General features: G+C 71.4%; 12 protein-coding genes, 1 tRNA gene, 1 pseudogene and 1 CRISPR repeat array. Of the genes and pseudogenes, 11 read left to right on the plus strand and 3 right to left on the minus strand.

Going from position 1 to position 14,106, the window contains the following annotated elements:
* Positions 1-20 precede the first annotated feature (20 nt).
* The 10 genes from ald (at position 21) to C5N14_RS29945 (ending at position 9,832) form a co-directional block, all read left to right on the plus strand.
* Positions 21-1,136 carry an alanine dehydrogenase gene (gene ald / locus C5N14_RS29900; RefSeq protein ID WP_117673036.1) on the plus strand — a complete coding sequence of 372 codons (1,116 nt, stop codon included), beginning with the start codon at positions 21-23 and terminating at the stop codon, positions 1,134-1,136.
* Entirely contained in the window at positions 1,133-2,140 is a 1,008-nt protein-coding gene (locus tag C5N14_RS29905) for a site-specific tyrosine recombinase XerD (protein ID WP_117673038.1), read from the plus strand. Before ald ends, C5N14_RS29905 begins: the two co-directional genes overlap by 4 nt.
* Positions 2,141-2,360: 220 nt before the next feature.
* Positions 2,361-3,284, plus strand: a complete 924-nt coding sequence (locus tag C5N14_RS29910) for a ParA family protein (RefSeq protein ID WP_117673016.1) — start codon at positions 2,361-2,363, stop codon at positions 3,282-3,284.
* 88 nt (positions 3,285-3,372) lie between these two features.
* Positions 3,373-4,362: a ScpA family protein gene (locus C5N14_RS29915; RefSeq protein ID WP_243640231.1), complete on the plus strand. Its 990-nt coding sequence runs from the start codon at positions 3,373-3,375 to the stop codon at positions 4,360-4,362.
* Positions 4,359-5,264 carry an SMC-Scp complex subunit ScpB gene (scpB, locus tag C5N14_RS29920; RefSeq protein WP_117673018.1) on the plus strand — a complete coding sequence of 302 codons (906 nt, stop codon included), beginning with the start codon at positions 4,359-4,361 and terminating at the stop codon, positions 5,262-5,264. Before C5N14_RS29915 ends, scpB begins: the two co-directional genes overlap by 4 nt.
* Positions 5,251-6,021 (plus strand): pseudouridine synthase, encoded by a 771-nt coding sequence (locus C5N14_RS29925; RefSeq protein ID WP_117673020.1) that lies wholly within the window; start codon positions 5,251-5,253, stop codon positions 6,019-6,021. The genes scpB and C5N14_RS29925 overlap by 14 nt, the downstream gene beginning before the upstream one ends.
* A gap of 188 nt (positions 6,022-6,209) precedes the next feature.
* Positions 6,210-6,890, plus strand: a complete 681-nt coding sequence (cmk, locus tag C5N14_RS29930; protein WP_117673022.1) for a (d)CMP kinase — start codon at positions 6,210-6,212, stop codon at positions 6,888-6,890.
* A complete protein-coding gene (der, locus tag C5N14_RS29935; RefSeq protein WP_117673024.1) occupies positions 6,887-8,290 on the plus strand; it encodes a ribosome biogenesis GTPase Der in 1,404 nt (467 codons plus the stop codon). Before cmk ends, der begins: the two co-directional genes overlap by 4 nt.
* A 200-nt stretch (positions 8,291-8,490) precedes the next feature.
* Positions 8,491-8,564, plus strand: a tRNA-Pro gene (locus C5N14_RS29940).
* Between the two features lie 116 nt (positions 8,565-8,680).
* Positions 8,681-9,832 carry a site-specific integrase gene (locus tag C5N14_RS29945; protein ID WP_128763700.1) on the plus strand — a complete coding sequence of 384 codons (1,152 nt, stop codon included), beginning with the start codon at positions 8,681-8,683 and terminating at the stop codon, positions 9,830-9,832.
* Positions 9,833-9,999: 167 nt separating this feature from the next.
* A CRISPR array of direct repeats spans positions 10,000-10,691; the repeat unit is 28 nt; unit sequence GGACCACCCCCGCGTGCGCGGGGAGCAG.
* Between the two features lie 100 nt (positions 10,692-10,791).
* Here the strand turns inward: C5N14_RS29945 and C5N14_RS29950 are convergent.
* Complete coding sequence (locus C5N14_RS29950; protein WP_207892940.1) at positions 10,792-11,559, minus strand: GNAT family N-acetyltransferase; 768 nt, start codon at positions 11,557-11,559, stop codon at positions 10,792-10,794.
* 59 nt (positions 11,560-11,618) lie between these two features.
* On the opposite strand from C5N14_RS29950, the gene C5N14_RS29955 reads away from it, so the two are divergent.
* Positions 11,619-12,278, plus strand: coding sequence for a TetR family transcriptional regulator (locus tag C5N14_RS29955; protein WP_128763701.1), 660 nt, complete (start codon positions 11,619-11,621; stop codon positions 12,276-12,278).
* A gap of 495 nt (positions 12,279-12,773) precedes the next feature.
* On the opposite strand, the pseudogene C5N14_RS29960 reads toward C5N14_RS29955, so the two are convergent.
* Together C5N14_RS29960 and C5N14_RS29965 are read right to left on the minus strand one after the other, a co-directional pair.
* Positions 12,774-13,668: pseudogene (locus C5N14_RS29960) on the minus strand (IS5 family transposase).
* A gap of 219 nt (positions 13,669-13,887) precedes the next feature.
* A partial coding sequence (locus C5N14_RS29965; protein WP_128763702.1) for a DDE-type integrase/transposase/recombinase occupies positions 13,888-14,106 on the minus strand: 219 nt, incomplete at its 5' end.

Raw genomic sequence — 14,106 nt, forward strand, 5'->3', positions numbered from 1 at the left:
CCGAGAGAGGTGTCTGCATCGTGAAGGTCGGAATCCCCCGCGAGGTCAAGAACCACGAGTACCGGGTGGCGATCACGCCGGCGGGCGTCAACGAGTTCACCCGCGGCGGCCACCAGGTCTTCGTCGAGTCCGGCGCCGGCGTCGGGTCCAGCATCACCGACGACGAGTTCGCCGCGGCCGGGGCGAAGATCCTGGCCACCGCCGACGAGGTGTGGGAGACCGCCGAGCTGGTGCTCAAGGTCAAGGAGCCGATCGCCGAGGAGTACCACCGGATGCGCGAGGGGCAGGTGCTCTTCACCTACCTGCACCTGGCCGCGTCCAAGGTGTGCACCGACGCGCTGGTCGACCGGAAGGTTACCGGCATCGCGTACGAGACCGTCGAGCTGCCCGACCGGTCGCTGCCGCTGCTCGCCCCGATGTCCGAGGTGGCCGGCCGGCTCGCCCCGCAGGTCGGCGCGTACCACCTCCAGCGGCAGGGGGGCGGGCGCGGCATCCTGATGGGCGGCGTCTCCGGCGTGTACGCGGCGAAGACCGTGGTCATCGGCGCCGGCGTGTCCGGGATGAACGCCGCCGCGATCGCGCTCGGCCTGCAGGCCGAGGTGCTGCTGCTGGACAAGAACGTCGCCCGGCTGCGCCAGGCCGACGCCATCTACCGGGGCCACCTGCAGACGGTCGCCTCCAACGCGTACGAGATCGAGCGGGCCGTGCTCGACGCGGACCTGGTCATCGGCGCGGTGCTGGTGCCGGGCGCGAAGGCCCCGACGCTGATCTCCAACGAGCTGGTCTCCCGGATGAAGCCGGGCAGCGTGCTGGTCGACATCTCCATCGACCAGGGTGGCTGCTTCGAGGACTCCCACCCCACCACGCACGCCGAGCCGACGTACCAGGTGCACGAGTCGATCTTCTACTGCGTGGCGAACATGCCCGGCGCGGTCCCGCACACCAGCACCTACGCGCTGACCAACGTCACCCTGCCGTACGCCCTGGAACTGGCCAACCGGGGCTGGCGCGACGCGTTGCGCCGCGACCCGGCCCTGGCGCTGGGCCTGAACACCCACGACGGACGGGTCGTCTACGGCCCGGTCGCCGAGGCGCACGGCCTGCCGGCTTTGCCGCTGGACGAGGTGTTGGCCTGACCGACGACGCGCGGGGCGCGACGCCCGACAGGGCCGGGGCGGGCGAGGAGCCCGCGCCGGCCCTGCGTCGCGCCGTGCGGGGCTACCTCGACCACCTCACCGTCGAGCGCGGACTGTCGGCGAACACGCTCTCGTCGTACCGCCGGGACCTGGAGCGCTACCTCGCGACGCTCGCCGCGGCCGGCGTCGTCGACCTGGCCGCCGTCGACACCGGCCAGGTCGAGGCGCACCTGGCCCGGCTGCGCGCCGGCGGCGACGGCCACCCGCCGCTGGCCGTCTCCTCGGCCGCCCGGGCGGCCAGCGCCGTGCGCGGCCTGCACCGCTTCGCGCTGCGCGAGGGGCTGGCCGGCGTCGACCCGAGCCGCGACGTCCGGCCGCCGACCCCGCCGCGCCGGCTGCCCCGCGCGCTCGCCGTCGACCAGGTGGTCCGGCTGCTGGAGATCGCCGGGTCGGTGGCCGCCACCGGCGAGGGCGCGCCGCTCGCGCTGCGCGACCGGGCGCTGCTGGAGTTCCTGTACGGCACCGGGGCGCGCATCTCCGAGGCCGTCGGCGCCGTCGTCGACGACTTGGACGCCACCGAGGGGACGGTGCTGCTGCGCGGCAAGGGCGGCCGGACCCGCCTCGTGCCCATCGGCGGGTACGCCGTCGAGGCGCTGCGCGCCTGGCTGGTGCGGGCCCGGCCCGCGCTGCTCGCCGCCGGCCGGGGCACCCCGGCGGTCTTCGTCAACGCGCGCGGGGCGGCGCTGACCCGGCAGGGCGCGTGGACCATCCTGCGCCGGGCCGCCGAGCGGGCCGGCCTGCCGGTGACCGGCCCCGGCGCGGTCTCCCCGCACACCCTGCGCCACTCGTACGCCACCCACCTGCTCGACGGCGGCGCCGACGTGCGGGTGGTGCAGGAGTTGCTCGGCCACGCCTCGGTGACCACCACCCAGGTGTACACGTTGGTCACCGTGGAGCGGCTGCGTGAGGTGTACGCCACCGCCCATCCCCGCGCCCGCAGCTGACTGGGTCGAGGCGTACCGCCCCCCGCCTGGGCCGACGGGCCGGGCCGGTACGGCGCACCGGCCGACACGCCGTACCGGTGCCGAACGCCCTGCTTGCCGGTGGCGTACAGTCGGCATGGCGCGGACCTTGCGGGGCGGATGACGGGGGTGCGCAGCGGCGCCGCGAGGGACGTCGGACGGCTCCGACGCCGGGTGGTCGTCGGGAGGGGGCAACGAGGACATGGCTGGCAACGGTGACCGTGCCGAGACCTGGACGTCGGAGCTCCGCGAGCAGCAGGCCACGCTCGGTGCGGACCTTGGCCCGGCGGACCCGGCGGCCTACACGATGCGCAAGCCGATCCCCGAGCCGATGCCCACCGACCGGCACGGGCCCGCCCGGATCATCGCGATGGCCAACCAGAAGGGCGGCGTCGGCAAGACCACCACGACCATCAACCTGGGCGCCGCACTGGCCGAGTACGGCCGCAAGGTGCTGCTGGTCGACTTCGACCCGCAGGGTGCCCTCTCGGTGGGGCTGGGGGTCAACCCGCACAACCTCGACCTGTCGGTCTACAACCTGCTGATGCAGGACGACGTCACCGCCGAGGACGTCCTGATCAAGACGGACGTGGCGGGGCTGCACCTGCTGCCGGCCAACATCGACCTCTCCGCGGCCGAGATACAGCTCGTCAACGAGGTCGCCCGGGAGATGGCCCTGGCCCGGGTGCTCAGGTCGATCCGCAAGGAGTACGACTACGTCCTGATCGACTGCCAGCCCTCGCTGGGCCTGCTGGCGATCAACGCGCTGACCGTCGCGCACGGCGTGCTCATCCCCCTCGAATGCGAGTTCTTCAGCCTCCGCGGGGTGGCCCTGCTGCTCGACACGATCGACAAGGTGCGCGAGCGGCTCAACTTCGACCTGGAGTTGGAAGGCATCCTCGCCACCATGTACGACAGTCGCACCACCCACTGCCGGCAGGTGCTCCAGCGGGTGGTCGAGGCGTTCGGCGACAAGGTCTACCAGACGGTGATCACCAAGACCGTCAAGTTCCCGGAGTCCACGGTGGCCGGCGCCCCCATCACCACCCTCGACCCGGCCTCGTCCGGGGCCCGCAACTACCGCCAGCTCGCCCGCGAGGTGATCGCCCAGCAGACGGAGCGGTAGCCCCCGTGCGCCGTCGTCCCGGTGTGCGCCCCCGATCCGGGGCGTACCTTCCCGTCCGGGCCCGGGGAGCGCGGACTACGGTCGTCCGGTGACCGCCCCGCCCCTCGACCCGCCCGCCACGCTCCCGCCCGCCGAGGCCGGGGCGGCCGTCGACGTCGACGCGGCGACCGGGTTCACCGTCCGGCTGGACAACTTCACCGGCCCGTTCGACCTGCTGCTGCAACTGATCGGCAAGCACAAGCTCGACGTCACCGAGGTGGCCCTGCACCGGGTCACCGACGAGTTCATCGCCTACATCCGGGCGATGGGCGACCAGTGGGACCTGGACGAGGCCAGCGAGTTCCTGCTGATCGCCGCCACCCTGCTCGACCTGAAGGCGGCCCGGCTGCTGCCCGCCGCCGAGGTGGAGGACGAGGCGGACCTCGCCCTGCTGGAGGCGCGGGACCTGCTCTTCGCCCGGCTGTTGCAGTACAAGGCGTACAAGGAGGCGGCGGCGCACATCGCCGCGCTGGAGGCAGTCGGCGGCCGGCGGTACCCCCGGGCGGTGACCCTGGAGCCCCGGTACGCCGAGGCACTGCCCGACCTGGTCCTCGGCATCGGCCCGGAGCGGCTGCTCCGGATCGCCGTCCGGGCGATGACCCCGAAGCCGGTGCCCGAGGTGTCCATCGCGCACGTGCACATGGTCCGGGTCAGCGTCCGCGAGCACGCCGCGATCCTCACCGAGCGGCTGCGCCGCGCCGGCACCGCGACGTTCTCCCTGCTCTGCGCCGACTGCGAGGCCACCCTGGAGGTGGTGGCCCGGTTCCTGGCCCTGCTGGAGCTGTACCGGGAGGGCCTGGTCTCCTTCGAGCAGGAGCAGGCCCTGGAGGAGCTGACGGTCCGCTGGACCGGTCCCGCCGACGGCGCCGCCGACCTGCACATCGACGAGTACTCCGGCGCACCGCCCCAGCCGGAGGGCCCGGAACCGGCAGCCGCCGGAGCGGGCAGGGCGGACGACACGGCGGCCGTCCAGCGCGCGGCTGCCGTCGGGGCGGGCGACGAAGGCGCGGCGGCAAGCACGGAAGGACGACCCCGATGAGCGACGAGGAACGCCGCGACTCCCTCGCCGATCAGGCCGCCGCCTGGGTCCCACCCTGGGAACGCCCAGCCGCGCCCCGCCCCGCCGCACCGGAGCCCGCGCCCGACCCGCTCGCGACCCCGACCCCGGCTCGGCCGGATCCCGGTGGCGAACGGCCCCCCGAGGGGCCTTCCACGATCTCCGAGGAGCCGGCCGACGAGCCCGCTGCGGCGCCCGGGGTGGAACACCGGGAGTCGGACGCGCCCGGGATCTCCGCGGGTCGACCCGACGCCCCGCAGCCGGCGGCGGACGGGGGCAGCGGTGGGGCCAGGCGAGGACGGCGGAGGGCACCCGAGCCACCCCCGGCGCCGGTGCTCGACGACGCGGAGCTGCGCGGTGCGCTGGAGGCGATCCTGCTGGTGGTGGACGAGCCGGTCAGCGAGCTGACCCTCGCCCAGGTGCTGGAGCAGTCCCCCGAGCGGATCGGCCCGGTCCTCGACGACATCGCGGCCGGCTACACCGCCGCCGGGCACGGCTTCGAGCTGCGCCGGGCGGCCGGCGGCTGGCGGCTGTACACCCGGCCGGAATACGCTGCGTACGTCGAGCGGTTCGTGCTGGACGGGCAGTCGGTCCGGCTGACCCAGGCGGCGCTGGAGACACTGGCCGTGGTGGCGTACAAGCAGCCGGTGACCCGCTCGCGGATCTCGGCCATCCGGGGTGTCAACTGCGACGGGGTGATCCGTACGCTGGTCTCCCGCGGCCTGGTCGAGGAGTGCGGCACCGAACCGGACAGCGGGGCGTTCCTCTACCGGACCACCACGATGTTCCTGGAGAAGCTGGGGCTGAACTCCGTCGACGAACTGCCGCCGCTCGCCCCGTTCCTCCCCGACGACGTAGAAGAGCTTGCCGATGCCACGCGATGACCGTGCCCCCAAAACCGACGCGCCCGTCTTCGAGGGGGCCGAACGCCTCCAGAAGGTGCTGGCCGCCGCCGGCGTGGGCTCCCGGCGTGCCTGCGAAGACCTGATCTTCCGCCGCCGGGTCACGGTGAACGGCCGGGTGGCCCAGCTCGGCGACCGGGCCGACCCCACCCACGACGTCATCCACGTCGACGGCGAGCGCCTCCAGGCCGACAACCGCCTGGTGTACCTGGCGATGAACAAGCCGCGCGGGGTGGTTTCCACCATGGCGGACGAGAAGGGACGCGCCGCGCTGTCGGACTTCCTCGGCAACCGGGTGGAGCAGCGGGTCTACCACGTCGGGCGGCTCGACGCCGACAGCGAGGGCCTGCTGCTGCTCACCAACGACGGCACCCTCGCCCACCGGCTCATGCACCCGTCGTACGGGGTGTCGAAGACGTACCTGTGCGAGGTGGCCGGGCCGATCCCGCGCAACCTCGGCAGGCGGCTGGCGGCCGGGATCGAGCTGGAGGACGGCCCGGTCACGGTCGACTCCTTCAAGGTGGTGGACACCCTGGGCAAGACCGCCCAGGTGGAGCTGACCCTGCACGAGGGGCGCAAGCACATCGTCCGGCGACTGCTGGGCGAGGTCGGGCACCCGGTGGCCCGGCTGGTGCGTACCTCGATCGGGCCGATCCGCCTCGGCGACCTGCGTGCCGGGCGGACCCGCCGGCTCACCAACGCGGAGGTCGCCGCCCTGTTCAAGGCCGTGGGTGACTGACCCCGCGGTGCGGGGTACCACAACCGGTAGGCTTCCGTGACGCCCCGGGTGGGGCGCGCGGTGGCGTGGATCGCCACCGGCGGCGTCGCGCGCGACCGCAGTGCCGGCCGCGCGCATGATTGACGACGACGACAACCGCTCGCGACGGGCCGCCGGGCCCCGCGAGGCACGGGCTGAGGAGGATCACGGTGGAGGAAAACGTACGGGCCGGGCGCTGCGTGGTAGCTGTGGACGGGCCGTCCGGTTCGGGTAAGTCCACCGTCTCCCGGCGGCTCGCCGCCGGGCTCGACGCCCGCTATCTGGACACCGGCGCGATGTACCGGGCGATCACCTGGGCGGTGCTGCGCTCCGGGGTCGACCTGACCGACGCCGCCGCGGTGGGCAAGGTCGCCGCCGAGGTCGACCTGCGCATCGGCACCGACCCCCAGGGGTACGGGGTGACCGCCGACGGCGTGACCGTCGACCGGGAGATCCGCGGCCCCGAGGTCACCGGCGCGGTTTCCGCCGTGGCCGCCGTGCCGTCGGTGCGGGCGCTGTTGGTGGCCCGGCAGCGGGAGCTGATCGCCAGGACCAGCCGGATCGTGGTCGAGGGCCGGGACATCGGCTCGGTCGTCGCACCCGACGCGGACCTGAAGGTCTACCTGACCGCCTCCGAGACGGCCCGCGCCCAGCGGCGCAGCGCCGAGGACGCCGCCGACGTGGCCGCCACCGCCGCCGACCTGGCCCGTCGGGACCAGCTCGACTCGACCCGCAAGGCCGACCCGTTGCAGCAGGCGGCCGACGCGGTGGTGCTGGACACCACCGAGCTGGGCATCGACGAGGTCGTCGACCGGCTGCGCGCGCTGCTGACCGAGCGGGGAGTGGCGTGACCACGGACGAGGGTTGGGTGGAGCTGCGCGAGCCGGACGTCGACGCCGACGAGCCGACCGGGCCGGTGCCGGTGGTGGCCGTGGTCGGCCGTCCCAACGTCGGCAAGTCCACCCTGGTGAACCGGATCATCGGCCGCCGCCAGGCGGTCGTGGAGGACATTCCCGGGGTGACCCGGGACCGGGTCCCGTACGACGCGCAGTGGTCCGGCCGGGCGTTCACCGTGGTGGACACCGGCGGCTGGGAACCGGACGCGAAGGACCGGGCCGCGGCGATCGCCGCGCAGGCCGAGATCGCCGTCGCCACCGCCGACGTGGTGCTGTTCGTGGTCGACGCGGTGGTCGGCTCCACCGACGTGGACGAGGCCGCGGTGAAGATGCTGCGGCGCAGCGCGAAGCCGGTGATCCTGGTCGCCAACAAGGCCGACAACACCTCCGTCGAGATGGAGGCGACGTCGCTCTGGTCGCTCGGGCTGGGCGAGCCGTACCCGGTCTCCGCGCTGCACGGCCGGGGCTCCGGGGACCTGCTCGACAAGATCCTGGAGGCGCTGCCCGAGGCGCCGGCGATCGTGGAGAACCGCCCGCGCGGCCCGCGCCGGGTGGCGCTGGTCGGCCGCCCCAACGTCGGCAAGTCCAGCCTGCTCAACCGGTTCTCCGGCGAGGAGCGGGCGGTTGTCGACTCGGTCGCCGGCACCACGGTCGACCCGGTGGACAGCCTGGTCACCATCGGCGGGGAGACGTGGCAGCTGGTGGACACGGCCGGGCTGCGCAAGCGGGTCGGCAAGGCCAGCGGCACCGAGTACTACGCCAGCCTGCGGACGGCCTCGGCGATCGAGGCCGCCGAGGTGGCGGTGGTGCTGCTCGACTCCAGCGAGCCGATCAGCGAGCAGGACCAGCGGATCCTGTCCATGGTCACCGAGGCCGGCCGGGCGCTGGTGATCGCCTTCAACAAGTGGGACCTGGTCGATGCCGACCGCCGGTACTACCTGGACAAGGAGATCGAGCGGGAGCTGCGCCGGATCCCGTGGGCGTTGCGGATCAACCTGTCGGCGATGACCGGCCGGGCGGTCGACAAGCTCGCCCCGTCGCTGCGCAAGGCGCTGGCGAGCTGGGAGACCCGGGTGCCGACCGCCCAGCTCAACCAGTGGCTGACCGCGCTGGTCCAGGCCACCCCGCACCCGGTTCGCGGCGGGCGGGCGCCGAAGATCCTCTTCGCCACCCAGGCGGGTGTCGCCCCGCCGCGGTTCGTGTTGTTCACCACCGCGCCCTTGGACGCCGGCTACCAGCGCTTCGTCGAGCGCAAGCTCCGCGAGGAGTTCGGCTTCGAGGGCAGCCCGGTGGAGATCTCGGTACGCCCGCGCAAGAAGCTCGGCCCGGGCGGCCGGGGCAAGGCGCACGGCTGACCGGCCCGCACACGACGAAGGAGCCGGGTGGGGCAATTGCCCCACCCGGCTCCTTCGTTCCGACTTTCACCCACCCTCCTAGGACGCCTGAGCGGTTGTGGTGCGGCCGCCGCCGCGGGCGGGGCCGATGCGGTCGGAACGAAGATCGTGCGCTAAGCTGTACCGGCTGCCGCAGGAGGGAAAGAGCCGCGCGGAAGCATCGGGACGTGGCGCAGCTTGGTAGCGCACTTGACTGGGGGTCAAGGGGTCGTCGGTTCGAATCCGGCCGTCCCGACGGGTATTGAGCAGGGCAACCACAAGATCATCGATGATCTTGTGGTCACGGACGTGGTCACAGTGATCGCTACGGTTGAACCGTCGGTCTCACGTCGTGACCACGGGGGTGCCCTCATGACCGTCAGCAGCTACCGTCTCGCCAGTAAGAAGACGGCCTGGTACTACGTCATCGATCTGCCGCCAGGGCAGGACGGGAAGCGGCGCCAGCAGAAGCGTCGCGGATTCGTTAGTCAGAAAGCCGCGGCGGCTGCGGAGAAGGCCGCGCTGCAGTCCTTCGGGCATGCCGGCCTGGCCGCCGATGGCAGCGTCGCCGCTGAACTGCAGGGCTGGCTGGACGAACGCGAACTCGACGTCGAAGAAACCACGCTGTGCAACTACCGTGACCTCGTCCGGTGCTACATCAATCCACACATCGGCTCCCGGCAGCTCTACGCCCTGGACAAGCGCGTCATCCACGACCTCTACAAGACGCTGCTCCGCTCAGGCAACAAGAACGGCGGACCGCTGTCTGCCACGACCGTCCGCAATGTCCATCGAGTCCTCATGAAAGCCCTCAAGGACCTCGGTATCAGCATCGAAGGCGTGCGTCAGCCCAAGAAGGTTCAGCGGCAGACGATGGGCCGCAAAGGTGTGTGGACGGCGCCACAAGCCTCCGCCTTCTTGAAGTTCCACACGACGCACCGGCTTCACGCGGCATGGGTGCTCGCCGTCGTGCTAGGCATGCGGCGTGGTGAGCTGGCCGGCTTGAAATGGACGAGGCTTGACCTCGCGCGCGGAGTTCTGTTCGTGGACTGGCAACGGACGACGACGAGCGCGGGCGTGGTGGAGAAGAGCCCGAAGGGCAGGAGTGCGCGCCCCATCGCGATCGGAGGACTCGTCGTCGCGGTCCTCGAAGCTCACCACGAAGCACAGTTGGCTGAGAAGGCCGCTGCGGGAATCGCCTATCAGGATCTGGGCTACGTCTTCTGCCGGGAGGACGGCAAGCCGTACTACCCGAAGTACTTCACCGACAAGTGGGAACTCGCGTGCCGTTCGGCAGGCCTGCCTGTGATCGCTCTGCACGACGCGCGTCACACGTCGGCTACCGCCGGGGCGGACGGGGGCGTGCCCGAGCACGTGATGCAACACCGGCTCGGCCACGCCGAGGGGCGCACGACCAGAATGGTCTACACCCACGTCCTTCCGGACGCCGAACGAAGAGCAGCCGAACTCATGGAGCGCGCCCTGCTATCGGCCGTTCGCCTAAGTAAGAGCGACAGTCCATGAAATCGCCGCCGCGCTGGCGGCGCTTACCGGTGAGCTGCATCCACTGGCGTGAAGCGGGCTGGAGTTACCCCCGCGTGCGCGGGGAGCAAAGTGCGGCCATGTACTCAGTGGGGTGGTTCGCCGGATCACCCCCGGGTGGGCGGGGATGCCAACACCGGCTCAACCTCAAGGCGGAGCCGACAGGGGAGCAGACGGCGACGATGCCCCCGTAGCGGGCCGACAGCGGATCACCCTCTCGTGCCGGGGAGCAGAGCATTATCCGCGTCAGATGCCGCAACGAATCGGGATCACCCCCGCGTGCGCGGGGAGCAGCCACACCCGCTGTTCGGCCACGTCGTGGCGGGTGGATCACCCCCGCGTGTGCGGGGAGCAGCTGACGGCCTCCCGGCCCCGTCTCGGCGGTGACGGATCACCTCCGCGTGCACGGGGAGCAGGTCGACGATGACCGGGGTGCCCTCGGCGGCCAGCGGATCACCTCCGCGTGCGCGGGGAGCAGCTGCTCTTCGGGCCGATCTTCTGCACCCGCCAGGGACCACCCCCGCGTGCGCGGGGAGCAGAGCACCGGGAACAGCGGCCGACCGTCGTTGTCCGGACCACCCCCGCGTGCGCGGGGAGCAGGCGTCGTCCGTGACGAGTAGCGCCTTCGTCACGGGACCACCCCCGCTGCGCGGGGAGCAGATCAGGCCGGACGTGGCGCCGCAGCGGCGGCGGACCACCCCCGCGTGCGCGGGGAGCAGAACGGAGCGCCCGTGCCGGGCGGGGGGCTGGCGGGACCACCCCCGCGTGCGCGGGGAGCAGACCGGAATCAGTGTCGACACGTCCTGGCGCTACGGACCACCCCCGCGTGCGCGGGGAGCAGCGCTTCTAGCTTGCCGTACTCAGCACTCTCGCCGGTGCCTCGACACGGTCCTTCAGCGGTCTCTCCATCGGCGCTGCTCCCGTCATCCCGTCCGCCATCATCAGTCCTCCGGTCCGTTCTCGTCGACCTCGGGCGTCACGATCTGCCAGCGCCCGAAGAGCGCGAGACCTGCGGCACCGGCGAGGGCGTTCGAGGCGGCGTTGTCCAGTTGGCAGCGGTACTGCGGTTCGTAGCCTTCCTCGAGTGCGAACCGGCACATCGCGCGCACCAGGCGCCGGGCATGACCCCGACCACGTGCGTCCGCGAGCGTCAGGACGCCGATGTCGGCGAGCACGCAGTCATCCTCCCAGGGGTACATGCTTCCGGCGCTGAGGATGCGCCCGTCGGCGTCGAGAACGCCGAGCACGGCCCAGTCGTCCAGCTCCACCTGAGCGTCTTCGAGGTCCTGCGCGGAAATGCCCGCCTGGAAATCCGCGAACCGCTCGGCGTCGTCGGTTCCCAGGCGGCGAATGTCCGCCGGAAGGGGCTCGGCAAGCACCGACTCGTGGGCGTCCTCGGCCAGGTAGTAGATGTTGTCGGCGCCGTGGAGGACGATGCCCTCGGTGAGAAGCCGCGCACGGAGCGATTCCTCACCGAGGGCATCGCCCTCGATGAACGCGTCGGCGAGGGCGTCGGCGACCTCGGGTCGCACGGCCACGGCGGTGCGACCGTCATCGATCATCGTCAGCACGGTGACGCGCTCGGACTCCTCAAGCTCCGAGTTGACCACGACGCTCAGCTCGTCACCCTGGTGCAAGAGGCGTCCGTCGAACGGCAGCCGCCAGAAATCCGTCACGACGGGGCGGAATCGTGTCATGATCTTCTCCATCTGTCAGTCACTGCCACTTCTGACAGTCTACGCCATGACTGCACTGATACCCTGTGGGGATGTCGAACAGCGCGCTCCGAGAGATCTCGAGGCAGGCCGCTCGGCAGCGCATCTGCGAGATCGCGGAGGAGTTCTTCGCGACCCGCGGATACGACGTGACGACTGTGCAGGACATCGCGCACGCCGCCGGCATCTCGGAGCGGACCTTCTTCCGCTACTTCTCCTCCAAGGACGAGGTGCTCTTCCAGCGCTTCGAGGTCGAGACCCGCGGACTCGTCGATGCCATCCAGGCTCGCCCCGCAGGCGAAGCGCCGTGGCCGACCCTGCAGCATGCACTCGAGAGCGCCCTCGACGACCTCGACCATGAATCCGCGACGGAGCGTGCCGCGCTCTTCCGACGGATCACCGAGACATCGCCCCATGTGCTGGCACTCTATTTCGCCCGGGTGGACGCCTTCCAGCGGGAGCTGAGCGAGGCGCTGTGGGCGCGCTGGATCGCCAACCATGGACCGGACCCCGACACGCGTGTCATCCTCCGTGCGCTCGTGAGCGCGATTTTTTCCGTGCTCAACGAGGTCGAACTCGCCGCCCAGGCGCTCCCCCACGCCGAACGCCGACGCATGATCCGGACAGCCCTGGATGCGGTCCGCCCCGCGCGCGACGATATCGGCGGCCCCGACGAGTGTGCCCGCCGGGCGGGTGCGTCCTCTCTGCGTTGAGGCGCCGTCGCGGGCGCGCCTCAACGCCGCAGGAAGCGCACCTCCAGACGGTGGATCTCCTCGGGCGATTCGGTCCAGTCCGCGGCGACGACCCGGAAGACGACGGGACCGACGAGCTCGGCAGTTCCCGAGCGCGGGTCGAGATCGGCGCAGACCGCGCGCCGCTTCCATCAGGCCGATTCCCTCCGCACCAGCTGCGGATCGATGAACTCCGCGAAGCGCGCCTTCGGCAGAGCAGCCTCGGGATCGAGGAACGCCTCGAGAAGCGCGGGATCCTGACTCGTCGGCGTTCCGTCATGACGGATAGTCGTGAGAGACGTTCTTGACGAGCGGCAGGTCGTCGATCCCGACGACGGCGATCTGCGTTCCTCGCCGCCTCCGCCGCCGCACCGGCCTCGCGGTCTCTGCGCAGCGGACCGGCACGAGGCATGTGAGTGTGCTCTGGTCCCGTAACCGGACTCGGAGAGCTTCTAGGCCGCGTTTCGATAGTTCGGGTCAGAGCCACTCGTTGATCGCCACGACGTGGAGTGTGGCCTGGTAGCGCACAGCGAGTTTGTCGAATCTGGTGGCTACGGCTCGGTGGCGTTTGAGCTGGTTGATGCCGCACTCGACGGCCTGACGCTGCCGGTAGACGATGGGGTCGAAGGCAGGTGGCCGACCGCCTTTCGACCCCTTCTTGCGTCGGCTGGCGGCCTGGTCGATCTTGATCGGGATCGTGGCCGGGATGCCGCGCCGGCGCAGCTCGGCGCCGGTTGCCGCGGGAGCTGTAGGCCTTGTCCGCGAGGACCCGATCGGGCCGGGTGCGGGGTCGGCCACCGTCGGGCCGGGGGACCCGGATGCGGGCCAGGACCCGGGTGAACTGCGGGCTGTCGCCGCGCTGACCGCCGGTCACCAGCATCGCCAGGGGTTTGCGGCCCTGCTCGCAGGCCAGGTGCACCTTGGTCGTCCAGCCACCCCGCGACCGACCCAACCCGTGATCAGCCGGCTCGTCATCGACCCCGCCGGGTGGTTCCTTCTGCCGCTCGGGTGCGGTGCGGGCGCCGGCGGCGTGCTGATGCGCCCGAGCGATGGTCGAGTCGACGCTGACGTCCCAACCGATCAGACCGACCACGTCGGCGCGGGTCTGCAACCCGGTCACGATCCGCAGCCATACACCGGCGCGTTGCCAGCGGCGGAACAGCCCGTAGACCGTCTGCCAGGGCCCGTAACACTGCGGTACGTCCCGCCAGGGCGAACCCACCCGCACCCGCCACCGGATCCCGTCGATGAGCTACCGCTTGCTCCACTTCGGCGGCCGACCTGACTTCTTGCCCCTGAGCAACAGCGGCGCAAGGACCGCCCACTGAGCGTCGGTCAGGTCGTGCCGCCTCGTCACCGGTATGGTGGCCACGAGGTCTCCGCTTTCAGGTTCTGCTTGGTCGCTGAACCATCTACCGGAGACCTCACTGCGTATCGACCACCGACACGCCCACGACCCTAATCAAGACCAACCGCCAGCCCCCGCTACCTAGGAGTACGACCCGGGGGACAACGGCGTCGTGGAGCGGTCGTTCCACTGCCGTTGCATTATTTGATCGGGAGACGCGTTACGCCCGGGTCGGGTCCGCGGTCAGATCACCCGGGCGAGTTCACTGAACGCCGAAGCGACTCGGAGCTTGGGCTGACTGTCGAGCTCGATTTCGTAGTGTCCGCGGCGGAGATTCTGCATGAACGCGTGTCCGGCGATGATCACCTGTGCGGTTGGGTCGGTCCGGAGCCCGTGCATGGGTCGTAGCTGGTGTTTGAGTTGGCTGTGGTCGGCCTCGATCGGATTGTTCGCGTGCCGCTC

The organism is Micromonospora sp. MW-13, assembly GCF_003434305.1.
Lineage (GTDB): Bacteria > Actinomycetota > Actinomycetes > Mycobacteriales > Micromonosporaceae > Micromonospora.